This is a genomic window from Acinetobacter sp. SFA (assembly GCF_001647535.1).
GTDB classification, from domain to species: Bacteria; Pseudomonadota; Gammaproteobacteria; order Pseudomonadales; family Moraxellaceae; genus Acinetobacter; species Acinetobacter pecorum.
The window spans coordinates 73,075-97,207 of record NZ_LSZI01000003.1 but is presented as its reverse complement, the minus strand read 5'-3'; the positions used below and the strand labels follow the sequence as shown (position 1 = coordinate 97,207).

The 24,133-nt window shown below is 45.6% G+C and carries 19 protein-coding genes; 10 read left to right on the top strand and 9 right to left on the bottom strand.

Annotated elements, in window-relative coordinates; translation table 11 throughout:
- Positions 1 to 180: 180 nt before the first annotated feature.
- Positions 181 to 1,224 (bottom strand): phytanoyl-CoA dioxygenase family protein, encoded by a 1,044-nt coding sequence (locus AY607_RS02735; protein WP_064101738.1) that lies wholly within the window; start codon positions 1,222 to 1,224, stop codon positions 181 to 183.
- A 510-nt stretch (positions 1,225 to 1,734) separates the two neighbouring features.
- Positions 1,735 to 3,435 carry an NAD-dependent malic enzyme gene (locus AY607_RS02730; RefSeq protein WP_064101695.1) on the bottom strand — a complete coding sequence of 567 codons (1,701 nt, stop codon included), beginning with the start codon at positions 3,433 to 3,435 and terminating at the stop codon, positions 1,735 to 1,737.
- Positions 3,436 to 3,728: 293 nt separating this feature from the next.
- On the opposite strand from AY607_RS02730, the gene AY607_RS02725 reads away from it, so the two are divergent.
- From AY607_RS02725 to AY607_RS02680, 10 genes are all read left to right on the top strand, one after another.
- The gene (locus tag AY607_RS02725; RefSeq protein WP_064101694.1) at positions 3,729 to 4,691 is read left to right on the top strand and encodes an alpha/beta hydrolase; all 963 of its coding nucleotides are present in this window, start codon (positions 3,729 to 3,731) and stop codon (positions 4,689 to 4,691) included.
- A gap of 357 nt (positions 4,692 to 5,048) precedes the next feature.
- Positions 5,049 to 6,560 (top strand): aldehyde dehydrogenase family protein, encoded by a 1,512-nt coding sequence (locus AY607_RS02720; RefSeq protein WP_064101693.1) that lies wholly within the window; start codon positions 5,049 to 5,051, stop codon positions 6,558 to 6,560.
- Between the two features lie 420 nt (positions 6,561 to 6,980).
- A complete protein-coding gene (gene ribBA, locus AY607_RS02715; protein WP_005173756.1) occupies positions 6,981 to 8,096 on the top strand; it encodes a bifunctional 3,4-dihydroxy-2-butanone-4-phosphate synthase/GTP cyclohydrolase II in 1,116 nt (371 codons plus the stop codon).
- Between the two features lie 18 nt (positions 8,097 to 8,114).
- Positions 8,115 to 8,585, top strand: a complete 471-nt coding sequence (gene ribE / locus AY607_RS02710; RefSeq protein WP_004280926.1) for a 6,7-dimethyl-8-ribityllumazine synthase — start codon at positions 8,115 to 8,117, stop codon at positions 8,583 to 8,585.
- A gap of 4 nt (positions 8,586 to 8,589) precedes the next feature.
- The gene (gene nusB, locus AY607_RS02705; protein ID WP_005173752.1) at positions 8,590 to 9,039 is read left to right on the top strand and encodes a transcription antitermination factor NusB; all 450 of its coding nucleotides are present in this window, start codon (positions 8,590 to 8,592) and stop codon (positions 9,037 to 9,039) included.
- 17 nt (positions 9,040 to 9,056) lie between these two features.
- A complete protein-coding gene (gene thiL, locus AY607_RS02700; protein ID WP_064096914.1) occupies positions 9,057 to 9,974 on the top strand; it encodes a thiamine-phosphate kinase in 918 nt (305 codons plus the stop codon).
- The gene (locus AY607_RS02695) at positions 9,952 to 10,473 is read left to right on the top strand and encodes a phosphatidylglycerophosphatase A (protein WP_064101737.1); all 522 of its coding nucleotides are present in this window, start codon (positions 9,952 to 9,954) and stop codon (positions 10,471 to 10,473) included. The genes thiL and AY607_RS02695 overlap by 23 nt, the downstream gene beginning before the upstream one ends.
- Before the next feature lie 20 nt (positions 10,474 to 10,493).
- Positions 10,494 to 11,858: a bifunctional UDP-N-acetylglucosamine diphosphorylase/glucosamine-1-phosphate N-acetyltransferase GlmU gene (gene glmU, locus AY607_RS02690; protein ID WP_064101692.1), complete on the top strand. Its 1,365-nt coding sequence runs from the start codon at positions 10,494 to 10,496 to the stop codon at positions 11,856 to 11,858.
- Between the two features lie 11 nt (positions 11,859 to 11,869).
- Positions 11,870 to 13,708: a glutamine--fructose-6-phosphate transaminase (isomerizing) gene (gene glmS, locus AY607_RS02685; protein WP_064101691.1), complete on the top strand. Its 1,839-nt coding sequence runs from the start codon at positions 11,870 to 11,872 to the stop codon at positions 13,706 to 13,708.
- 59 nt (positions 13,709 to 13,767) lie between these two features.
- On the top strand, positions 13,768 to 15,144 hold the full coding sequence (locus AY607_RS02680; RefSeq protein WP_064101690.1) for a phosphomannomutase/phosphoglucomutase: 1,377 nt from the start codon (positions 13,768 to 13,770) through the stop codon (positions 15,142 to 15,144).
- An 83-nt stretch (positions 15,145 to 15,227) separates the two neighbouring features.
- On the opposite strand, the gene AY607_RS02675 is transcribed toward AY607_RS02680, so the two are convergent.
- From AY607_RS02675 to AY607_RS02645, 7 genes are all read right to left on the bottom strand, one after another.
- Positions 15,228 to 16,106, bottom strand: coding sequence for a beta-1,6-N-acetylglucosaminyltransferase (locus tag AY607_RS02675; RefSeq protein WP_064101689.1), 879 nt, complete (start codon positions 16,104 to 16,106; stop codon positions 15,228 to 15,230).
- A 2-nt stretch (positions 16,107 to 16,108) separates the two neighbouring features.
- Positions 16,109 to 17,128, bottom strand: a complete 1,020-nt coding sequence (gene galE, locus AY607_RS02670) for a UDP-glucose 4-epimerase GalE (protein WP_064101688.1) — start codon at positions 17,126 to 17,128, stop codon at positions 16,109 to 16,111.
- Position 17,129: 1 nt separating this feature from the next.
- Positions 17,130 to 18,788 (bottom strand): glucose-6-phosphate isomerase, encoded by a 1,659-nt coding sequence (pgi, locus tag AY607_RS02665; RefSeq protein WP_064101687.1) that lies wholly within the window; start codon positions 18,786 to 18,788, stop codon positions 17,130 to 17,132.
- Positions 18,788 to 20,044 (bottom strand): nucleotide sugar dehydrogenase, encoded by a 1,257-nt coding sequence (locus AY607_RS02660; protein WP_064101686.1) that lies wholly within the window; start codon positions 20,042 to 20,044, stop codon positions 18,788 to 18,790. The genes pgi and AY607_RS02660 overlap by 1 nt, the downstream gene beginning before the upstream one ends.
- A gap of 12 nt (positions 20,045 to 20,056) precedes the next feature.
- A complete protein-coding gene (gene galU / locus AY607_RS02655) occupies positions 20,057 to 20,932 on the bottom strand; it encodes a UTP--glucose-1-phosphate uridylyltransferase GalU (protein ID WP_064101685.1) in 876 nt (291 codons plus the stop codon).
- A gap of 12 nt (positions 20,933 to 20,944) precedes the next feature.
- The gene (locus AY607_RS02650) at positions 20,945 to 22,819 is read right to left on the bottom strand and encodes a polysaccharide biosynthesis protein (RefSeq protein WP_064101684.1); all 1,875 of its coding nucleotides are present in this window, start codon (positions 22,817 to 22,819) and stop codon (positions 20,945 to 20,947) included.
- Between the two features lie 116 nt (positions 22,820 to 22,935).
- Positions 22,936 to 24,111 carry a DegT/DnrJ/EryC1/StrS family aminotransferase gene (locus tag AY607_RS02645; RefSeq protein ID WP_064101683.1) on the bottom strand — a complete coding sequence of 392 codons (1,176 nt, stop codon included), beginning with the start codon at positions 24,109 to 24,111 and terminating at the stop codon, positions 22,936 to 22,938.
- Between the last annotated feature and the right edge of the window lie 22 nt (positions 24,112 to 24,133).

The window sequence follows — 24,133 nt, the reverse complement described above, 5'->3', positions numbered from 1 at the left end:
AAAATTTTCACTATCATACAGCGATCAATAGGCAGAAGAAAGTTAAACTCCTGAAAATATCTCTCACCATACTTAAGTTGTAGAAGGCCAGATTGAATAACAGATCGGCTTTATTCCCAGAGCAATCAGGAGTGCTTAGTACCCTCCCATATGCATTCTCTAACTGAAACCCGACCCTACTTATTTACTGGTGAGAACGGCAGGATCAGTGGCACGCTTATTACCCACTTTCTTCCAGGGATTATTGCGCTGGAATTTCTTTTCCATAAAGTCCAGACCTGCCCAATATAAAGGCACTAGATTTGACTTCAGAAAGGGCAAGGAAAGTGGATCACCCCCCAACCAGGGTACAAATGGATTTCGACGTGCATAGGCCCATAGCTCAATCCTGACTGAAGGTTTGAGACTCTTTGCTCTGGCATGAAAACCATAGGTATCCGCAATCACCAAGGTATTGGCTTTTACAGCAAAAGCTTGCGGTTTTGCATAGCCTAATTCCAGTATTTCACTTTCAGAGACTCGAAAAGAGCCTCGGCGGGTCATCACATCAGTTTTTGCAGTGATTGCTTCAGATTTCTGCTGTTCCCAGTTCAATCGTGCAGGATTTAACAGATGCGAGCCAGGTACATACACAAACGGACCTTCATCTGCAGCGACATCTTCTAGAAATAGCCAGGCTTTTGCACTAGGGTGAAAAGTATCACTATGTAAATTCGTTTGCGGATCCGCTTTGGCTTTTCTGACATGCGAAAAGATGACTTGCAGATAAGAGATGGGTTGAACTTTAAAGCTGGCCACATAGTTCAGCAGGTTTCTCCATTTCACTGAATGCAGGAATTGTCGGGTTACCGGCATGTGCTTCAAGGTTTTGCCATCCAATGCCATACGGCGTGTTACCGTATCCCCCTGTAAGGTTTCCCGTGTTTCCAGAGGGGTGGTCAGCAATTCCTGTTTTAATTGCGAAAACTCTTCTGCAGCTAAAAAGTTTTCTCTGAATATAAACCCGTTTTTTTGAAAATTTTCAACGTCTGCGGGATGAATGAACTTCGCTAACTTTGATCTACGTTGGGCTGCCATTTGTGCAGCAAACTGCACTCGAAAACGGTGTAAGCCGAGTTGGTTTAATCTGGAGTTTCCCAAGACAGAATTGGCTTCAAAGGATTTAGACTGCGTGAACAAAGCCATACTATCTAAGATAAATTTGCTTGGGGAGTGAATAAACATCTTGCCTAGTTCCTGAGCCACAGCTATTTTTTTTTGTTTTTTCTGGTCCAGTTTTTTAATATTTTCAAAAATATTTTTTTTAAATAAATTCAATGGAAGTAGCCTTATTCTATACTTGATTCATATTTGGAAAAATTATAACTAAAAACAAAGTTGTCCGTTAATACTTCTCTTCTCTCATTTACACCCGAACCCTTAAAGCTCTAATAAAATTGTCTTTATCTTTTTAAGCTGGGAGTCTGAAGTTGCAGTCTACTTTTCCTGCTTCAGCTGTAAAAGGCCCTGATCTTTTGAGGGCTATTTTTATATTCGAACTCTTTCATATTTCATACAGTATTTTTCAAACATTAAAAAATTTTCAAGGAAGCCCCTTCTTACGGAAACAAGAAGAGGCTTTAAATGCTATTTAAAATAGTAATGCGTGATTATTTCCTGATTAATCAAACAATCCTATTCTTGCGAGGACATCAAATAAACTCAGGCTAGCACAGCAAAATTTATTCGATCTCATTAAAAGGTGCTTCGCTTATAATCACGGTATTTTGGCGTCCAGAAATTACGCTCAATTGCCTGCTGTAAGCTTTCCACACTGACTTTCGGTGCGACCCCGTCTTCAATCGCAGCAAGCGCTACTTTTAATGCAATCTGCTTTGAAATAGTCTGCAAACTATCCAGACTTGGCAGTAAATCTGCCTGAGGATCTTGCAGTTTTGGTGAACAATCAGCCAAAGCATTACTGGAAGCTATCAACATATTATCTGTCACACGCTTGGCACCCGAAGCAATCACTCCCAAACCTATACCCGGAAAAATATAAGAATTATTACACTGGGAAATATGATGGATCTGGCCCTGATAATTCACGGGAGCAAATGGGCTGCCCGTCGCAATCAGAGCCCTGCCCTGGGTCCATTGCAAAATATCTGCCGGCACGGCTTCTACCTGGGAGGTCGGATTCGACAGGGGGAAAATAATCGGTTGCATACTGTTTTCAGCCATGGCTTCAATCACTTCCTGAGTGAATAAACCGGGCTGTCCTGACACCCCAATCAGTACCGTCGGTTTGGCGCGCTTGACTACATCCAGCAGAGAAATCATGCGTTCGGTATCTGCCCAGTTTTCTACATTTTCAAGCGGCTGTGCCAGTTTACGCTGGAAGTTCAGTAAATTCGGCTGATTTTCAGTAATCAGACCAAAGCGGTCGACCATAAATATGCGTGCACGCGCTTCAGCATCACTCAAGCCTTCAGCCACCATTTGCTTAATGATCTGTTCTGCAATCCCGCAACCGGCCGAACCTGCTCCCAGGAATGCAACGACCTGATCTTTAAGCAGCTTGCCTGCTGCACGCGAAGCAGCAATCAGACTACCGACCGACACCGCAGCGGTGCCCTGGATATCATCATTAAAACAGCAGATCCGATCACGGTATTTTTCCAGCAAAGGCATGGCATTTTTCTGGGCAAAGTCTTCAAACTGGATCAAGGCATCAGGCCAACGCTGTTGAATCGCCTGAATCACGGTCTTGACAAAAGCATAATATTCATCGCCGCTGATCCGCGGTTGGCGCCAGCCCATATAAATCGGGTCACTCAACAGTAGCTGATTATTGGTGCCGACATCGAGGGTAATAGGCAAGGTATAAGCCGGACTGATCCCGCCACATGCGGTGTAGAGCGCCAGTTTGCCAATGGGAATCCCCATGCCGCCAATGCCCTGATCTCCAAGACCCAGAATGCGCTCACCGTCCGTAATAACAATAACTTTCACATTTCTTTTACTAATATTGTGAATAATCTGGTCGATCTGGTCGCGGTCCGGATAGGAAATAAAAATTCCGCGGTGACGGCGATAAATGTCAGAAAAGTGCTGACAAGCCTCACCTACCGTTGGAGTATAAATAATCGGCATCATCTCGCTAAGATGGTGTTCAATCAGATGGTAAAATAGGGTCTCATTGGTATCCTGGATATTCCGCAGATAAATATGCTTGTTAATATCACTGTTAAACGCACTATATTGCTGATAAGAACGCTGACTTTGTTCCTCAATCGTTTCGGTAACATGAGGAATCAAGCCATGTAAATTAAAACTTCTGCGCTCTTCTTCAGAAAATGCAGAGCCTTTATTGAGTAAAGGGAGTTCTAACAGAGTATTTCCAGCATAAGGAATATATAAGGGACGCTTACTGTTCAAATTTTCTCTGGGCATTCTTTAACTCATCTAATCAATTTTCGGCAATCCTGCCAAAATAATCACATCACTTTGCTTATTTTATATAGCTTAGTCTGATTCTAGGCTATTAGGTCATTTAGTAAATTGATAATACTTTTAGCAGGATTTTATAATCTGATAACACTCACTTTCCCGCATAGGTTCGGGGCTGATTTTAAAATGAACCGGTATCGATATTATTAATTCAAGTGAGCAGCAAGTTCCGTTTGACAAAAAACTGCAGCTCATCAAGGATAAAGTATAATTTCAAGAAAACGATGAGTATAACAATGAGTGAACTACAGCCCCTTTATCAGCCCGATATCCTAGGGACAGGTTATGAGCAAGCGACCTTGAACTTTCCCGACGATTATGAGGGCAAGGTAGTCGCCACGCTGATCCGTAAAAAAGCGGCACAACCTACATCCAAAGCAGTTTTATATATTCACGGATTTATTGACTATTTTTTTCAGACTGAAATGGCAGAGCGTTTTAATCAGCAAGGCTTTGATTTTTATGCGCTGGATTTGAGAAAATACGGCCGTTCGATTCTGCCCCATCAAAAATATTATAACGTGCATGATCTGTCTGAATATGATGCAGAAATTACCCAGGCGCTCGACATTATAGCAGCAGAGGGCCACGATGCTGCCCTGCTCTGTGGTCATTCTACCGGTGGTCTGATTACGACCTTATATGCAGCGCACCATCCGCAGCACCCCTTAATCAAAGCGCTTTGGGTCAATAGTCCATTTTATGACTTCAACATGAACCCGATCAAACGCGCGCTGGGTCTTCCTCAGCTAAGCAGGCTGGCTAAAATCTTCCCGAATCTTAAATTTCCAAGTGAGTTAAACAAGTGGTATACCGCCAGTCTGCACAAGGACTTAAAAGGAGAATGGGACTTCAATCTGGACTGGAAAAAGACCCGCTACCCTAGAGTAAGGATCAGTTTTGTTCGTGCCGTTCATGAGGCACAAAAGGAAATTCATCGCGGTGTTCAGATTGATATTCCGGTACTGATCATGCATTCGCACCAAACGCTCAATCCTAAAAAATGGGGCAAAGCGGCACAGAGCAGTGATGTGATTTTAGGCATTAAAGACATTCAGAAATATGCCAAAAAAATCAAAGGTGATGTCACGGTTCTGAGTATTCAGAACGGTTTACATGATCTGGTACTTTCAGAGAAATCAGTACGTGAGCAGGTTTATCAGCAGCTGTTTCAGTGGCTGCATGACCAAGGCCTTTAAACACTTTAAATAAAGCAGCGAGGAGAAATGAAAATTTCATTCGTTTCTCCATTTTGGCTGTCTGGTAAAACCCGCACTATGGTGTGAATGTAAGCAAACACATTGAAAATATGCCAATCTTTCGATGTTTTTAAACTTCCATAACTCATTGTTTTTAAATTTAAGAATTGAGAATTTATAGCTTTTATTTCTCTAACGCTTGTCTCCAAATATTGTCTTTTGTAGCAAGCCTGTAAACAAACAACCGTCCGTCTTGTTCCCTCTTTATAGTAGAGCTGAATGCAGAAGCGCCTATATTTTTTGATCAGCAAAATGCGCTCAGCCTGCACCACTAACAATCATATAAAGGAATAGATTATGCGTTACGCAGATCCCAATACTGACGGTTCAAAAATTCAATTTAAAGCACAATACGATAATTTCATTGGCGGCGAATGGGTCGCTCCGGTCAAAGGTGAATACTTTGACAACATCTCTCCGGTAGATGGCAAGGTCTTTACCAAAGTGCCGCGTTCTTCTGTAGAAGACATTGAGTTGGCGCTAGATGCAGCGCATAAAGCCAAAGAGCAATGGAACCGGTCATCTCCGACCACCCGGTCCAATATTCTGTTGAAAATTGCAGATCGTCTGGAACAAAATCTGGAAATGCTGGCCGTGGCTGAAACCTGGGACAATGGTAAGCCAGTCCGCGAAACACTGGCTGCCGATATTCCTCTGGCCATTGACCATTTCCGTTACTTTGCTGGCTGTATCCGCGCGCAGGAAGGCGGTATTTCCGAAATTGATGAAGATACCATTGCCTATCATTTCCATGAGCCGTTGGGCGTCGTGGGTCAGATTATCCCGTGGAATTTCCCGATTCTGATGGCTGCATGGAAACTGGCACCTGCCCTGGCTGCGGGTAACTGCATTGTGCTGAAACCTGCGGAACAGACTCCGGTCAGTATTCTGGTGCTGGCTGAACTGATTCAGGACATTTTGCCACCGGGCGTGTTGAATATCGTCAATGGCTATGGGGTTGAGGTGGGTCGTCCACTGGCGACCAATCCCCGTATTGCCAAGATTGCCTTTACCGGCTCGACCGCAGTGGGTCAGCTGATCATGCAATATGCCACCGAAAACATTATTCCGGTGACCCTCGAGCTTGGTGGTAAGTCACCGAATCTGTTCTTTGCCGACATCATGGATCAGGAAGATGACTATCTGGATAAAGCGCTGGAAGGCTTTGCCATGTTCGCCCTGAATCAGGGTGAAATCTGTACCTGCCCTTCCCGTGCCCTGGTGCAGGAAAGCATTGCCGATGAATTTCTGGCGCGTGCAGTAGAACGGGTGCAACGCATTAAAACCGGTCATCCACTAGATACTGACACCATGATTGGCGCGCAAGCCTCACAAGAACAGCAGGACAAGATTCTGGGCTGTATTGCCACTGGCCGTGAAGAAGGCGCACAAATCCTCACCGGTGGTGAAGCACGTCAGGAAGTGGGTCAAGGTTTCTATATTGAACCGACCATCTTTAAAGGCACCAATGACATGAAGACCTTCCAGGAAGAAATCTTCGGGCCTGTCCTGGCTGTGACCACCTTTAAAGACTTCGATGATGCGATCAAGATCGCCAATGATACGATTTACGGACTCGGTGCCGGGGTCTGGTCGCGTTCTGCGCATACCTCTTACCGTGCCGGTCGTGCCATTCAGGCCGGTCGGGTCTGGACCAACTGTTATCACATCTACCCTGCACATGCGGCATTTGGTGGCTATAAAAAATCCGGTATTGGCCGTGAGAACCACAAAATGATGCTGGACCACTATCAGCAAACCAAAAACCTGCTGGTGAGCTATTCGACCAAGCCTGCCGGTTTCTTCTAAGAAATAAAGTCAGTTTAAAGCGAGCTTCGGTTCGCTTTTGATTCCCTGATATTCATTTTTTAATATCGGATAAAAATTTTCTGCTATTTCCCTGCCTGCTCCTGTCAGTCCAGCTTCAAAATTCTATTGGCTGAACCAGTGAGGATAAAACCTGGATAAAACATCTGCCGAATGTCTGCACTTATATTAACTTCACCTAAGTTTCTAATTTTTTATGCTTTTTGTTTGTTCAAAAATTCCGCATAAAGTTCAGGCTTTCATTTAAAGTTGGCTTTTCATGTTTATTAAGACTGTGTATAACAATGGACCACTAGAGGGAAAACAATAAGCATAGGCAAAATTGCGCAAAAAGCGTTAGACTATGTACCCAATAATGTCATGATTCGGTCTGATCAAGATCAAAAAAGAAGGTGAAGGTTGATGCCGCTCAATACTGTTGAAGAGCTTGTAGCAGATATCCGTGCAGGAAAAATGGTCATCCTGATGGATGATGAAGATCGTGAAAATGAAGGTGACCTGGTCATTGCTGCCACGCACGTACGTCCTGAAGACATCAACTTCATGATCACCCATGCACGCGGTCTGGTCTGCCTGACTTTAAGTAAAGAGCGCTGCCAGCAGTTAAATCTGCCGTTGATGGTAGATGCAAACGGTGCGCAGCATGGAACCAATTTCACCCTGTCGATTGAAGCAGCCAAAGGTATTTCTACCGGTATTTCACCGGCTGAACGTGCGCACACGATTCAAACTGCAGTGGCTGCCCATGCCAAACCGGCAGACATTGTACAGCCAGGACACATCTTCCCGTTGATGGCGCAACCAGGCGGTGTCTTGCACCGTGCCGGGCACACCGAGGCAGGTTGTGACCTTTCCCGTTTAGCAGGACTGGAACCAGCATCAGTTATTTGTGAAATCATTAATGAAGATGGCACGATGGCGCGCCGTCCGGATCTGGAAGTCTTTGCTGAAAAGCATGGCCTGAAAATCGGCACGATTGCCGATCTGATTCATTACCGCATGACCAATGAACAAACGGTGGAGCGTATTGATCAGCAAAGTATTGATACTGAATACGGCAGCTTTGACCTGTACCGCTATCGTGAACTGGGTAATCCGGATATCCATCTGGCCTTGGTCAAAGGTGAGCCTAAAGAGGGCGTGACCACAGTGCGTGTACATGGTTTTAACCCGACCCGCGACTTGCTCAAACTGAAAAAACAGGATGGCGAGCCAGCCTGGAACCTGGATCGTGCCCTGAAAGAAATTTCCAATAGTGATCGTGGTGTCTTGGTCTGGATTGGCCAACGTCATTTACAGGATTTGGGCCCGGCATTAGATACCCTGAAAACACCAAAAAATGTAAAATCAAATTCTGCACTGTCTCAGCAGTATCAGACCATTGGTGTGGGTGCACAAATTTTGCGTGATCTAGGCGTTGAAAAAATGAAGCTGCTGAGCTCTCCATTACGTTTCAATGCCCTGTCAGGCTTTAACTTAGAAGTGGTGGAATACATCACCGCACAACAAACATCTTAAGAAATCATCGAGGTTGTTATGGCAGTTCGCCGTATTGAAGGTATGTTACATCTCGCGAACGAAGACCGTTATGCGATTTTAGTTGGTCGTTTTAACAGCTTTGTGGTTGAACATCTGTTAGAAGGTGCTATTGATACATTGAAACGTCATGGTGTATCAGAGGATAATATCACTGTTGTTCATGCACCTGGTGCCTGGGAACTTCCTGTGGTTGCGAAAAAACTGGCAGCTTCAGATCGTTTCGATGCCATCATTGCGCTTGGCGCCGTGATTCGTGGCAGCACGCCTCACTTCGATTTCGTTGCAGGCGAATGTGCCAAAGGTTTGGGCGTTGTGGGCCTGGACACTGGCTTGCCTGTCATTAACGGTGTACTCACTACGGATAGTATTGAACAAGCGATTGAACGCTCTGGAACAAAAGCAGGCAATAAAGGTAGCGAAGCTGCCCTGACTGCGATTGAAATGGTTAACTTGTTAAAGGCTATTTAACGCTATGTCGCAAACACTTCAAGCAACTTATGCAGCAAAACGTAAAGCACGTCGCTTTGCTGTACAAGGAATTTATGAATGGCAGATGAGCCACAATCCGGTGCATGAGATTGAAGCACGTACGCGTGTGGAAAATGCCATGCACAAAGTGGATCTGAGCTATTATCATGAATTGTTGACTCAAGTGGTTGCCAATCATGAAGAGCTGGATGCGCTCTTGGTTCCGGTACTTGATCGCGAACTTTCAGCACTGGATGGTGTTGAGCTTGCAACCCTTCGTCTAGGCGCTTATGAACTCAAGGAACATCTTGAGATTCCATATCGCGTGGTTCTGGATGAAGCAATCGAACTGGCTAAACATTTTGGCGGTGCTGACAGCCATAAATACATCAACGGTGTATTGGATCGTTTAGCGACAACCTTGCGTGCAGCAGAAAAACAGCAGTCTAACTAATAGCGTAGATATGTTGGATGGCTGAATTTTCGATTATCGACACCTATTTCAATCGCAAGAATGCCAATTCTGTCGATTTAGGCGTCGGTGACGATTCAGCCTTGCTCACCCCCCCGCCTCAGCAACAACTGGTCATCTGTGCCGACACTCTGGTTGCTGGACGCCATTTTCCAATAGACACCAATCCGCATGCGATTGGCTGGAAAGCCGTGGCTGTCAATTTATCTGATATTGCCGCGATGGGCGCAACTCCACACAGTATTTTACTCGCATTGAGCCTACCCCAGATTGATCATGACTGGCTAAAAGCTTTTAGTCAGGGCCTATATGATTGCTGCGATCAATTTGGGGTGAGTTTAATCGGTGGTGATACCACTCAAAGTCCTCATTTAACCCTGTCTGTCACTGCATTAGGCTGGGTTGATATTGGCCAGGCTGTGCCACGCTCAGGGGCCAAACCGGGTGATCTGGTCTGTGTCAGCGGCACCGTTGGAGATGCGGCTTTTGCACTACAGCATCTTGGCCATCCGCTACAGCAACGTCTGGACTATCCAACGCCACGCTGTCAGCTTGGTGCTGCTCTAAAGGGACTGGCCCATAGCATGATTGATGTCTCGGATGGTTTGGCTCAAGATCTTGGACATATTCTCAAAGCTTCTCAAGTCGGTGCCAGGCTGCAACTTGAAAACCTGCCAATCAGTCCTGCCTTGCAGGCATTAGACGATGCACAAAAATGGCAGTATGCACTGGCAGGTGGTGACGATTATGAATTATGTTTTACAATAAGCCCGCAAAATTACGAAAAATTATTGCAAAAACAACTTGATGTTTCGATTAGTATGATCGGCACAATTCAGCAGCAAGACGGCTTAACTTTTGAAAAAGATGGCACAGACCATTTATTTCAATTTAATGGGTATCAACATTTTGCATAAACCTGCGATCAATTTTAAAGCCATGTCATGGACCGACCGACTGATTGTATTTAGTGGGGTAGGATTTGGTTCTGGCCTCATTCCCAAAGCACCAGGTACTTTCGGTTCGGCCTTTGCACTTTTATTTATCCCTATCTGGCTGCATCTTGGTTTTTTAAACAGTGTTTTTGCCATTGCCATCATGTCCCTGATTGGCATATATATCTGCGGACATACTGCCAAGGTTATGGGAGTTCATGATGATGGCCGCATCGTCTGGGATGAATTTGCCGGACAATCTATTACCTTCTTACCACTGATTTATTTAGGTCAGATGAACTGGTTATGGTTGCTGGTCGGTTTTGCCCTGTTCAGATTATTTGATATCTGGAAACCCTGGCCGATCCGGGTGGTTGACCGACAGGTCGACGGAGGCTTTGGCATTATGCTGGATGATATTATTGCCGGTCTTTGGGCTGCTCTTTGTATTTTGCTTTATTTTTACTTCATCGTGGCATAAGCCATATTTAGGATTAGAACATGTCAACGACTGTTATTATTCTTGCTGCAGGTAAAGGAACGCGCATGCGCTCTAGCTTACCGAAAGTATTACAACCCCTTGCAGGACGTCCTTTACTGGGTCATGTCATTGAAACGGCAAAAAAATTAAACGCAGATAATATTATTACCATTTATGGTCACGGCGGTGATCGGGTTCAGTCAGCATTTGCACAACACGCTATTAAATGGGTAGAACAGGCTGAACAGCTCGGTACCGGTCATGCAGTGCAAATGACCCTGCCTGTCCTGCCTCAAGATGGCGTATCACTGATCCTCTCCGGTGATGTACCCTGTATTAATCCTGTGACCTTGCAAAAATTACTCGATGCCACTACAGCAACCGGCATTGGTCTGGTAACCCTTACCCTGCCAGATGCCAGTGGTTATGGTCGTATTGTCCGTGAAAATGGTGAAATCCAGGCCATTGTGGAGCACAAGGATGCTTCCGAAGAACAGCGTCAGATCAAGGAAATCAATACCGGTATTTATGCCGTCAGCAATGCTAAATTACATGAATGGTTGCCAAATTTAAGCAATGACAATGCGCAGGGTGAATATTACCTGACTGATATTGTCGCGATGGCTTTGGCAGATGGTATGCAAGTTGCATCGGTAGAACCTGAGCAGGCTTTTGAAGTTGAAGGGGTAAATGACCGTGTACAGCTCGCTGCTTTAGAGCGTCAGTTCCAGTCTTATCAAGCCAAACAGCTAATGCAGCAAGGTGTACATCTGGTTGATCCTAGCCGCTTTGACCTGCGTGGCAATTTAACTGTCGGCCAGGATGTCCGCATTGATATCAATGTGATTATCGAAGGTGATTGCGAGTTGGGCGACAACGTTGAAATTGGCGCCGGCTGTATTATCAAGAATACCAAGATTGCAGCTGGCACCAAGGTTCAGCCATATAGCATTTTCGATAGCGCCATCGTTGGGGAAGATACCCAAATTGGACCTTTTGCACGACTACGTCCGGGCGCACAACTGGCCAATGAAGTGCATATCGGTAACTTTGTTGAAGTTAAAAATACCACGATTGGTCTAGGCTCTAAAGCCAACCACTTTAGCTACCTGGGTGATGCAGAAGTTGGCAGTGGCTCAAACATCGGTGCAGGGACTATTACCTGTAATTATGATGGTGCAAACAAATTTAAAACGATTATTGGTGATCAGGCCTTCATTGGTTCGAACAGTTCATTGGTTGCACCTGTGAGAATTGGCAACGGTGCCACAGTGGGTGCAGGCTCGACGATTACCCGTGATGTGGAAGATAACAGTTTGGCAGTAGAGCGCTCTAAGCAATTTGTCAAAGAAAACTATCCACGTCCGCAAAAAATCAAGAAATAAGGGGAACAAATATGTGTGGTATTGTCGGTGGCATTGCGGAACGTAGTATTACCAATATTTTGGTTGAAGGCTTAAAACGCCTGGAATACCGTGGTTATGATTCAGCAGGTTTGGCCCTTATCAACAATCATCAGGTCTTACGTGAACGCCGTGTCGGCAAGGTTTCCAACCTTGAACAGGCGGTGAATGAATCAAAAATTAGTGGTTCACTCGGCATTGCGCATACACGCTGGGCAACCCATGGTAAACCGACTGAAGAAAATGCCCATCCGCATATTTCTGAAAATGTGGCAGTGGTGCATAACGGAATTATCGAAAACTATCAGGAGCTCAAGGATGATCTTGAAGCTTTGGGCTATGTGTTTACCTCACAGACCGATACTGAAGTGGTTGCCCATTTGATCAATGATGCGCTGAAATCTACCCCGAGCCTCTTAGAGGCTGTACGCCAAGTGGTTCCGCAACTGAAAGGTGCTTATGCTCTGGGCATCGTGCATACGGATCATCCAGATGAACTGATTACCGTGCGTGAAGGTTCGCCACTGGTGATTGGTGTCGGTATTGGTGAAAACTTCATTAGTTCCGATCAGTTGGCATTACTTCCAATTACCAATCGTTTTATTTATCTTGAAGAAGGTGATATTGCCCGTTTGACCCGTACCACGATTGAAGTCTTTGTCGATGGTCAACTGGTCGATCGTCCGGTCAAGGAACTGGATGCTGCCGTCAGCAATGCTTCTAAAGGTGAATACAAGCACTATATGCTCAAGGAAATTTATGAGCAGCCGGAAGCAATCCAGCAGACCATTTCACAAGCATTAAATGGTCATGAACTGCGTGAAGACTTCCTGACCAATGCAGAACATGACTTCTCAAAAATCCAGCAAATCCAGATTATTGCCTGCGGTACCAGCTATCATGCCGGTATGATCGCCAAATACTGGTTTGAACAGCTGATTGATTTGCCTTGCCAGGTCGAGATTGCCAGCGAGTTCCGTTATCGCACTCCGGTGATTGTGAATAATACGCTATATATATGTATTTCCCAGTCTGGTGAAACTGCCGATACCTTGGCTGCCTTACGTGATACGCAGAAACGTGCAACGGCCAAAGGCCTGGACATTAGCACGATGACGATCTGTAACGTGGCAACCTCTTCGATGGTACGTGAAACAGATTTCAGCCTGCTGACTTTAGCTGGTCCTGAAATTGGCGTGGCTTCCACCAAAGCCTTTACCACCCAGCTTGCCGCCTTGATGCTGTTGGTGCTGAAAATCGGTTCTGTAAAAAATACTATTTCTACAGAAAAAGTGACGGAAATTACCACAGGACTTTGGCATATGCCTAAAGTCATGCTGGATACCTTGCGTCATGATGATGAAATTTTACGCCTTTCAGAACTTTTTGTTGAGAAGCAGCACTGTCTGTTCCTGGGTCGTGGTACGCACTTCCCGATCGCGCTGGAAGGTGCACTCAAGCTGAAAGAAATTTCATATATTCATGCGGAAGGTTATGCTGCAGGTGAACTGAAACACGGACCATTGGCACTGGTCGACAATGACATGCCGGTGGTGATTCTGGCACCACAGGATGACATGCTGGACAAGCTCAAATCCAATATGGAAGAAGTTCAGGCACGTGGTGGTGAACTGTTTGTTTTTGCTGATGAGCACAGTGGCATTAAAGCCAAAGAGCGCAAGCACGTAGTCCATATTCCGTCAGTCAATGCAGTACTGGCACCGATTGTGTATAGCATCCCGGTGCAGTTACTCTCCTATCATGTGGCAGTGCTACGTGGTACGGATGTGGATCAGCCCCGTAACCTGGCAAAATCGGTTACTGTAGAATAATTAAAATTGAATCGAGGCTGGGAAACCGGCTTTTTTTCTTCTAAATGGAGAGCCTCTAAATGACAAAACTGACTTGCTTCAAAGCCTATGACATTCGCGGCAAACTGGGCACAGAACTCAACGAAGAAATTGCCTACAAAATTGGCCGGGCTTATGGACAGATTTATCAACCTAAAACAGTAGCCATTGGTTGTGATATACGACTCAGCAGTGAAGAGCTAAAACAGGCCACTATTCGCGGCTTGAATGATGCCGGGGTCAATGTGCTGGATCTTGGCATGACCGGGACCGAAGAAGTTTATTTCGCAGCTTTCCACCTGGATGTCCAGGGTGGTATTGAAGTTACTGCCAGCCATAATCCGATGGACTATAATGGGATGAAACTGGTGCGTGAAAATGCCCGTCCGATCAGTGCAGATACCGGTCTGAAAGAAATTCAGGCCTTGGCCGAATCAGGGCAATTCCTTGAAGTTAGCCAAAAAGGTCATACGGAAAAATATAATATCCTGCCAGAATTTATCGACCACCTGATGACCTATATCGATCCGGCAAAAATCCGCCCGATGAAACTGGTGATGAATGCCGGTAATGGTGCCGCAGGTCATGTGGTGGATGCGCTTGAACAGAAGTTTCAACAGCTACAGATTCCGGTTGAATTTGTCAAAATTCACAATGAGGCCGATGGTAACTTCCCGAATGGCATCCCGAATCCAATTCTGGTTGAAAACCGTGATAGCACCCGTGATGCGGTCATTCAGCATGGTGCGGATATGGGCATTGCCTGGGATGGCGACTTTGACCGCTGCTTCCTGTTCGATGAAAAAGGTCAGTTCATTGAAGGTTATTATATTGTTGGCCTTCTTGCGCAGGCATTCCTGCTGAAGCAGTCTGGTGAAAAAATTGTCCATGACCCGCGTCTGGTCTGGAATACGCTGGATGTGGTGGAGCAGTATCAGGGAATTACCGTCCAATCAAAATCGGGGCATGCCTTCATTAAAGATGTCATGCGTGAACATAATGCGGCTTATGGCGGGGAAATGAGTGCCCATCACTATTTCCGTGATTTTGCTTACTGTGACAGCGGCATGATTCCATGGTTACTGGCTATGGCGGTACTGTCTGAAACAGGAAAATCCTTATCTTCTCTGGTGGAAGAAATGATCGCCAAGTTCCCATGTTCAGGTGAAATTAATTTTAAAGTGGCCGATACCCAGGCAACCATCCAAAAACTTTTCGATCATTATGCCGATCAAAAACCAGAAATTGACCAGACCGACGGCGTTAGCCTGAATTTTGGTAGCTGGCGTTTTAATGTGCGCGCCTCCAATACTGAACCATTATTGCGTTTGAATATTGAAAGCCGCCGTGATCATAATCCACGCCCAATGCAGGACTATGTCGATGAGCTAACCCAGCTGATCCAGGGCGAAACTTAAGTCCTCAAAAAAACCTGAAAACAGTACCCTTTAAACCAGAGAAAAGATTCCAGTTTTTAGGGTACTTTTTCGGCCTGAAGCTTTTATGGAAAATGTTTTTCGAGTATATCCACTGTGATATTTGTATTCATTTTTCGCGCAAACAGCATGCCTGACTGCTTCATTTTATCAAAATCAGACATATCTAAAGTTCTTGGATAATCCGGCCCGGAATCCCAGTCAATATATCTTAGCCCTGTTTCACAATCCTCTATCCTATGCTGGGCATGATAGATGCGTTGCTGAAAATGGGAATTATAAATAATGGTATGGAAAAAGATTTCATCTGCACAGAGTGAAGATTTAAAGGTTTTTGCATAATCCGGATTCGCTTCCAGATAATCCAGAATAAATGTCACCGCCTGATCGGTGAGGGTAATCCAGTTTGAACCTTTATATAGTTTAGGTAAATGAGAAATATCCTGTTTACGGAAGTGCCGGCAATACCATAATGCCCATCTGTTCAGGAACTGAAATAATGGTGATTTAGCTTTCTGATACATAATCGGTAAATACAGGACATTCACCCGTTGTTCCACATCATCTGCTAAATCATCATGACCCACAAACTCGGTCTGTTTTTGATATTCTTTTTCTAGAAATAATTCTCTTGCGGTATTGGAACATAAAGGAATGTCATCTCCAGACAGGAAGAAAAAATAGCCATAATCATATTTTTGCGCTTCCTGCAGGAGTTTTAACATGACTTCAATTTGGCTATAGCTGCCCCATCGTACATCTGTCCGGTCTGCTAAAAAATATACCTGATCAAGCTGTCCGAATTGAATATGAAATGGGGCAAGGTCGGCTTTCTGATCGACATGAATAAGAATAATACTATGAGGACTTTTCAGCAGCTCATTCACCAGAAAAACCAGTGAATGGGTAAGTTGATGACAAATAACCCCATAAATAAAATTCATATCTATGATCCATATCCTTTGGGATTCTGCTTCTGCCATTTCCAGCTATCGGCGAGCATATCTTCCAAGCCATATTTAGCTGCCCAACCAAGTTCCTGCACAGCACGTCTATTGTCTGCAAAACAGATCGCTACATCGCCTTCACGACGTGGTACAAACTCAAATGGAATAGCAACCCCATTCACCTGCTCAAAGGTATTCTTGACTTGCAGGACTGAAATGCCATTGCCAGTACCAATATTCCAGGCCCGGCAGCCTTGGGAGGCCAGACGGTTATTCAAGGCACATAAATGTGCATTGGCTAGATCCACTACATGAATATAGTCCCGCACTCCGGTACCATCGACCGTATCGTAATCATGACCAAAAATAGACAGTTTTTCACGACGGCCTACAGCTACCTGAGTTACATAAGGCATTAAATTATTGGGAATCCCTTGTGGATCTTCCCCAATCTGGCCACTTTTATGCGCACCGACCGGATTAAAATAACGCAATAATGCAATCGACCAGCGTTCATCAGCGATAGATAACTTTTCCAGTAACTGCTCAACAATCAGTTTGGTATAACCATAGTTATTGGTCGGCATTCCGGTAGGCATGTCTTCGTTTAAGGGTGACGGATTGTTTTCCCCATAGACCGTAGCCGAAGAGCTGAATACCAGTTTAAACACCTGTGCGCGCTGCATCGCCTGCACCAGACTGATGGAACCGGCAATATTGTTGTCAAAATAGTCCAAAGGAATCTGCTGACTCTCACCAACGGCTTTCAGCCCGGCAAAATGAATCACTGCATCAATCGAATTTTGCTGAAAGACCTGATCGAGTAACTGGCTATCCCGGATATCCCCTTCAACAAAGGTCAAGCTTTTTTGACTTAACTGCTGGACACGGTTTAAGGATTCAGCTGAGCTATTGCACAGATTATCCAGTACGATCACATCATGTCCGGCATTCAGCAATTCCACACAGGTATGTGAACCAATATAGCCTGCCCCGCCTGTGACCAGAATTTTCGCCATTTTACTTTCCTAATAGAACTTTAATTAAACCTTGGGTTGAACCATCCAGACCACTTAAGTCAGTCTGCTCACCATTCAGGATGGGCAATAACTGGTTGGCAATTTCCTTGCCTTTTTCCACGCCCCACTGATCAAACGGGTTAATGTTCCACAGCACCGACTGGACAAATACCTTATGTTCATAGAGTGCAATTAGCATGCCTAAACTGTATGGATTGAGCTCCTGCAATAACAGGGTACTGCTCGGTTGATTACCTTCATACTGTTTATAGGCCGGCAAGCTCGCCAATTCAGCCTGATCTAAGGCTTCATTGCCAAAAGCCAGTAAACGCGACTGCGCCAGACAGTTGGATAAGGCCAAATGATGTTGTTCTACCAATGCTTCGGCACTGTCTGCATAAGTATATTGCTGGCTGTTATAACGCTCTACCGGCGCAATAAAATCACAGCTGACTGACTGCGTACCCTGATGCAATAACTGATAGAAGGCATGCTGGGCATTCGGCCCTACTTCTCCCCAGATGATCGGGCAGGTATCGAACTGGACTTTCTCTCCATTGCGCTGGATTGACTTACCATTTGATTCCATTTCCAGCTGTTGCAGATAGGAGGCAAAATATTTCAGCCGGCCATCATAAGGCAGAATTGCATGGGTCTGAATATCCAGAAAATTGGTATTCCAAGCTCCTAACAACCCCATCAATACCGGAATATTGCGTTCAAAAGGTTGGTACTGAAAATGCTGATCCACTGCATAGGCACCCGCCAGCAGCTGCTTGAAGCCTTCAATCCCGATACTCAAGGCAATTGGCAGTCCGATACAGGACCAGAGTGAATAACGCCCGCCGACCCAGTCCCAAAGCAATAACTGGTTTTCCGGCGCGATACCCCACGCCGTCATTTTTTCCGGCTTGGTCGATACTCCAATAAAATGATGCTTAAGAATATAAGGATGTTGACCTAAGGCCTTTTCCAGCCACAAGCGTACCGTCTGGGCATTGGTCAGGGTATCAATAGTGCCAAAGGATTTGGAGGAAATAATAAACAGTGTCGTTTCCGGACGCAGCTGATGTAACAGCTCGGACAGCTGACTGCCATCCATGGTCGAAACAAAATGTACGTTGAGTGGCTGGGCAGACTGGTATTTAAAATCAGATAAAGCGTGCGTGACCATCAAGGGGCCCAGATCTGATCCACCAACACCAATATTGACCACATCCTGAATCACTTCACCGGTAGCACCGCGGCGCTGTCCGGCATGAATCTGTTCCACCAGGGCATACATCCGTTCCAGCTGGGCATATACATCCGCTGCCAGATCAGCATGCTGTTGATCCTGTTTGGGCAGGCGCAGTGCCCAATGCATGGCAGCACGCTGCTCGGTATAGTTGATTTTTTGATTGGAAAATAGGGAGCCAATCCAGGATCTGAGGTTCTGTGCATCCGCCCATTCGATCAGGCCCTGCAGCACATTTTTATTGATTCTGTGTTTGCTATAGTCAAACAGCAGTTGTTCAAACTGGATAGAATATCGATTAAAGCGCTCCGGGTCAGCAGCAAATAGCTCCCGCAAATGCTCAGACTGAAGCTGTTCTTTGTTCGAGGCGAGTTTCTGACACACAGTTTCAGTGTCGAGATTTGGATTAAAATGGCTCAACATTAACGTCCTACCCCAATATAATTAAAACCACGTGTCTTGACATACGTCGGATCATACAGATTACGCCCATCCAGAATCAGGGGATGCTGCATCAACTTGATCAAATACGGATAATCCGGACTGCCATACTGTTTCCATGCCGTAATCAGACACAAGGCATGCGCCCCTTCCACGGCCTGATACTGGTCTTTACACAGGATCAAGTCTTCCCGTGGCCCATAGACCTTTTCAATATTTGCGATTGCCTGAGGATCATGCAGCTTGACCGTCACGCCTTGCGCCCACAAAGCGGTCAGCATGGCATGTACCGGAGACTGCTGGATACTTGGGGTATTTTCCTTAAAGGCTGCACCCCAGATCGCAATGACTTTACCCTTCAAGTCTCCACGGAAATAGTTCCAGAGTTTACGAAACAGTAATTCTTTTTGCTGTTCGTTAATGTCCCAGACCTGTTCCAGCAGCTGGTTTTTCACTCCTGAATCTGCCACGGCGTGAGTAAGCGTCCGGATATCATGGGAGAAATTCTCTCCACCAAAACCAACGCCAGGGAACAGATAGGCAGAACCAATCCGGTTATCTGCAGCCATGCCTTGCCGTACCTGTTCAATATCAATGCCAAGCTTTTCTGCCACACTGGCCAGATCATTCATATAACTGATCCGGGTGGCCAGCATGCCGGAAATACTCAGCTTGGTAAATTCGGCATCCAGAACCGGCATAAATAGATACTGCTGCGCGCGTGGAAATAATGGGCGTAAGAGTTCTTTGATTTTAGGCTGGATATCTGCATGATCACAGCCCACAATCAGCTGGGTGGCCTGAGTAAAGCTACGCAGTGCATTCCCTTCCTGAATAATATCTGGCAGATAAATCCAGTCATCATTCGGCAGCAACTGCTGAAAGCGCTGGGTGCCATGCAAGCCAAAGGTCGAAGCATTAATCATTAGTTTGGGATGGGCAAAACAGGCATGCCGGATGGTGTCCAGCATCTGAAATGCCTGCTGTTCTTCAGTCGCATTAAAACTAAAGAAAAAAACATCCTGATTAAAATCTAGATGCTGAAAATCGCAACAGTTTAAAAAGCCAGATTTTTCCTGTTTTTGCAGTAATTGTTGTAGAGATTCATCCTGGAAATAGGGCCGGGCCGACTCATCTGCATTGAAGCTGTTACACCAGACCACCTGGTGACCACATTCAGATAAAAGAGCTGACATGACTCCGGAAAATAAGGTTTTTCCCAATACTGCGACTTTCATAATATTCCTTTCTTATAAAGCAAGTTCCTGAATCAATGCTTTAAACTCGCTACCGAGTTTAGGATGATCGATGCCATAATGTAAAACAGCCTTTAGATAACCCAACTTGCTGCCACAGTCGAAGGTCTGACCTTTCATGCGATAGGCTTCTACGGCTTCGGTTTGCTGCAGCATGGCAATCGCATCAGTGAGCTGGATTTCATTACCTGCCCCGCGTGGGGTCTGTTCCAAAAGCTGCATGATTTTTGCCGGCAGAATATAACGTCCGACCACAGATAGATTTGAAGGTGCAGTACCGACCGCCGGTTTCTCGACGATTCCCTGCATGACGATACTTTCGCCTTCCTCAGGTGATGCCGCAACATCAACAATGCCATACTGGTCGACCAGATGTTCAGGCACCGCTTCTACCATGATTTGTGACGCCTGAGACTGAGCATAACGCTGAATCATACGTGCCAGGTCATTTTCCGGATCCTGATCTTTCACCAGTACATCCGGTAATAACACCGCAAAATCATCATCGCCAATCACTGCTTTGGCACACAATACTGCATGGCCCAGACCCAGAGGCTGTGGCTGGCGTACACTAATCACACTCACGCCTGTAGGCAGAATCTCAGTAATTTCTTTCAGCAGGTCAGTTTTGTTTTTTTGCTCAAGGGTGGTTTCAAGCTCAAAGTTACGGTCAAAATAGTTTTCAATCGAAGCCTTGGAAGAGTGGGTCACCAGAATAATCTGCTCAATTCCGGCAGCAACTGCTTCACGGACCACATATTCAATCGCAGGGCGATCCACGACAGTCACCATCTCTTTCGGAATGGATTTGCTGGCAGGTAAGAAACGTGTACCGAGACCTGCCACAGGAAGAATTGCTTTTTTGATCATATCTATAAAAACCTAGTTCACTTTAATTTCGTTACCGCGTACATAACCGTCGACATAATGCTCCAGTTGTGCCAATGCCCATTCAATATCGGCCTGAGTCGCTTCAAGTTCATGCATACGGTTAAATACTGCCAGAATTTCTGCCAATGGATAATGTTTTTCGACAGAACGCAGAATACGTGTATGCGCGGTAATTTCTGTATTTTCTTCGTCAATCAACAGTTCTTCATACAGCTTCTCGCCCGGACGTAATCCGCTATATTGAATTTCAATATCACCATTTGGATTTTGTTCTTCTCGAACCTTGAGTCCGCTCAGCGCAACCATTTGTCGTGCCAGATCCTGAATCCGTACCGGTTCGCCCATATCCAGCAGGAATACGTCTCCGCCCGTACCCAAAGCACCGGCCTGAATCACCAGTTGCGAAGCTTCCGGAATGGTCATAAAGAACCGGGTCACTTCCGGATGAGTCACGGTAATCGGTCCACCCTTGGCAATCTGCTGTTTAAACAGCGGCACCACCGAACCCGAAGAACCGAGTACATTACCAAAACGCACAATACTGATCTGGGTCTGGTTCTGGGCTTCTGCCATGGCCTGACAATACAGCTCTGCCATACGCTTGGTCGCTCCCATCACATTGGTGGGACGTACCGCCTTATCGGTTGAAATTAACACAAAGGTTTCGACGCCTTTTTTTACTGCTGCATTCACACTAAAGGCGGTTCCGACGGCGTTATTTTTCAGCCCTGCCAGAGGATTACACTCCACTAGCGGGACATGCTTATAGGCGGCAGCATGGTAAACAGTCTGTACGCCATATTGTTCAATTACCCGTTCCAGCTTGGATTCATCCAGTACAGAGCCCAGAATCGGAATAATTTCACAGCTAGCGCTAAGGCGTAACTCTTTTTCAATACTATACAGTGCGAATTCAGTCAGTTCATAAATCACCAGTTTGGCCGGCTGGTTTTTAATGATCTGGCGGCAGAGTTCTGAACCAATCGAACCGCCAGCGCCTGTCACCATCACCACTTTATCTTTAATATTTCTGGCCAGTAGCTCCGGCACTGGCGGCACCGGATCACGCCCCAGCAAGTCAATAATATCCACTTCCTGAATATCAGAAATCCGGATTTCACCATCCACCAGTTTGGTCAGCCCCGGAATCTCGGTAATTTTTAAATGTGCCGGTTCTAAAAACTTGATGATTTCACTTTTACGGACCCGCCCTACCGAAGGCAAGGCAATTAAAATTTCATCAATTTTTTGCTTACGCATGAGTTTTAAGGCAGTCTGGGCATCATAGACTTTGAGTCGACCCAGCTGCTGTCCGGTCAAGGAGCGTTTGTCATCAATAAACATGACGGGTAAATGCTCATTGGAGCGATATAGCGCAGCAGCGACCTGTTGGCCTGCATTACCCGCGCCATAAATCGCAATGCGTTTTTTCTGTACGTCCGCCTGCAAGTAGGAACGGATAATAAAGCGGATGATGCCGCGGCTAAACCAGATCCAGGCAAACATCATAAAGCCGAACATCAGAGGAATAGAGGTCGGAATAAAGGCCGGTGTGAAATAAGCCAGGGCGTAAAGGCCAGCGACCGTCAATGCCGTCGCCAGCCCCATTTTGATCATGAACACTTCATTATACGTACGGACAATAAACCGATAGACCCCACAGATAAACAGCGATGCAACTGCAATCACGCTGACCCAGAGCGTACCAAAAGCCAGATTAGGCACAACTTCTGCGCCTAAATCAAAACGGCGGATGGCATAACAGAGCCAGATCAAGACAGGAAAAGCACAAAAATCCAGAATAATTAAAAATGCGAGTTTGGCGGCTCGTGGTGATTCTACGAAAGGCGTAATGATAGATTTCACTGGATGCGTGGTCTCAATTCTAATAAATTTTTAACAAGTCATGATTCTTTTTAGCAACTTAAAGACATATTTTATAAATAAGTGCACCGAATGCGGCGCACTTATATTGCAAAAGTTTAAGTAACTATTCTATTAATAACTTGTTGAATTGCGGTGACTGTTTTGTTAATACTTTCATCACTTAAAGTAGGATGCACCAAAAACATCAGACTGGTTTCACCGAGTTTTTGCGCATTCGGCAAACGCTGCGCCGGACGCCATGGCGTGCCATCAAAAGCATGTTCCAAATAGACCTCTGAACAGGAGCCACTGAAACAAGGCACATTCAGCGCATTGATGTCCTGCATGATCCGGTCACGTGACCAACCTTCAGGCAAAGTATCGATATTGACTTGCACATAACATTTATAGGCAGCGTGCATATAATCACCTGATGGACGATAGACGGTAAAATATGGGCTATCCGCAAATGCCGCATAAATTTTTTCCATATTGGCAAGGCGTTTTGCCGTCCATTCCGGCATTTTTTTTAGCTGGATACGTCCAATCACACCCTGCATTTCCATCATGCGCCAGTTGGTACCAAAGGAGTCATGCAGCCAGCGGAAACCCGGTGGATGCTGCTTGTTATAGATGCTGTCAAAGTTCTTGCCATGGTCTTTATAAGACCACATTTTTTTCCACAGATTCTCATCATTGGTAGTAACCATCCCGCCTTCACCGCCAGTCGTCATAATCTTGTCCTGACAGAAGGACCAGGCTGCGACATGGCCAATTGAACCGGCAGATTTACCTTTATATTTTGCGCCATGCGCCTGTGCACAGTCTTCGATCACATACAGGCCTTTATCGGAAGCCAGCTGCATGATCGGGTCCATGTCGCACATCCAGCCTGCCAGATGCACACAGATAATGGCCTTGGTATTGGGTGTGATGACCGCTTCAATCGTACGGCGGGAGATATTTTGGGAGTCCAGTTCGACATCGGCAAAAATCGGATTTGCCCCAGCCGTCACAATGGAGCTGGCCGAGGCCAGAAAGGTACGTGAGGTAACAACCACATCATCCCCTGCGCCAATACCTAATGCCTTAAGTGCGACATCCAGTGCTACTGTTCCATTGGCCAATGCCACTGCATACCGGGTTTCTGCGAACCGAGCAAATTCTTTTTCAAACTCACGGCATTCCTGCCCGGTCCAATAGTTGACTTTATTCGACAACAAAACCTGGGAAACCGCATCCGCTTCTTCCTGAGTAAAACTTGGCCATGGTTCAAATGCAGTGTTTAACATGATGTGTCCTGAATTTTTAAAT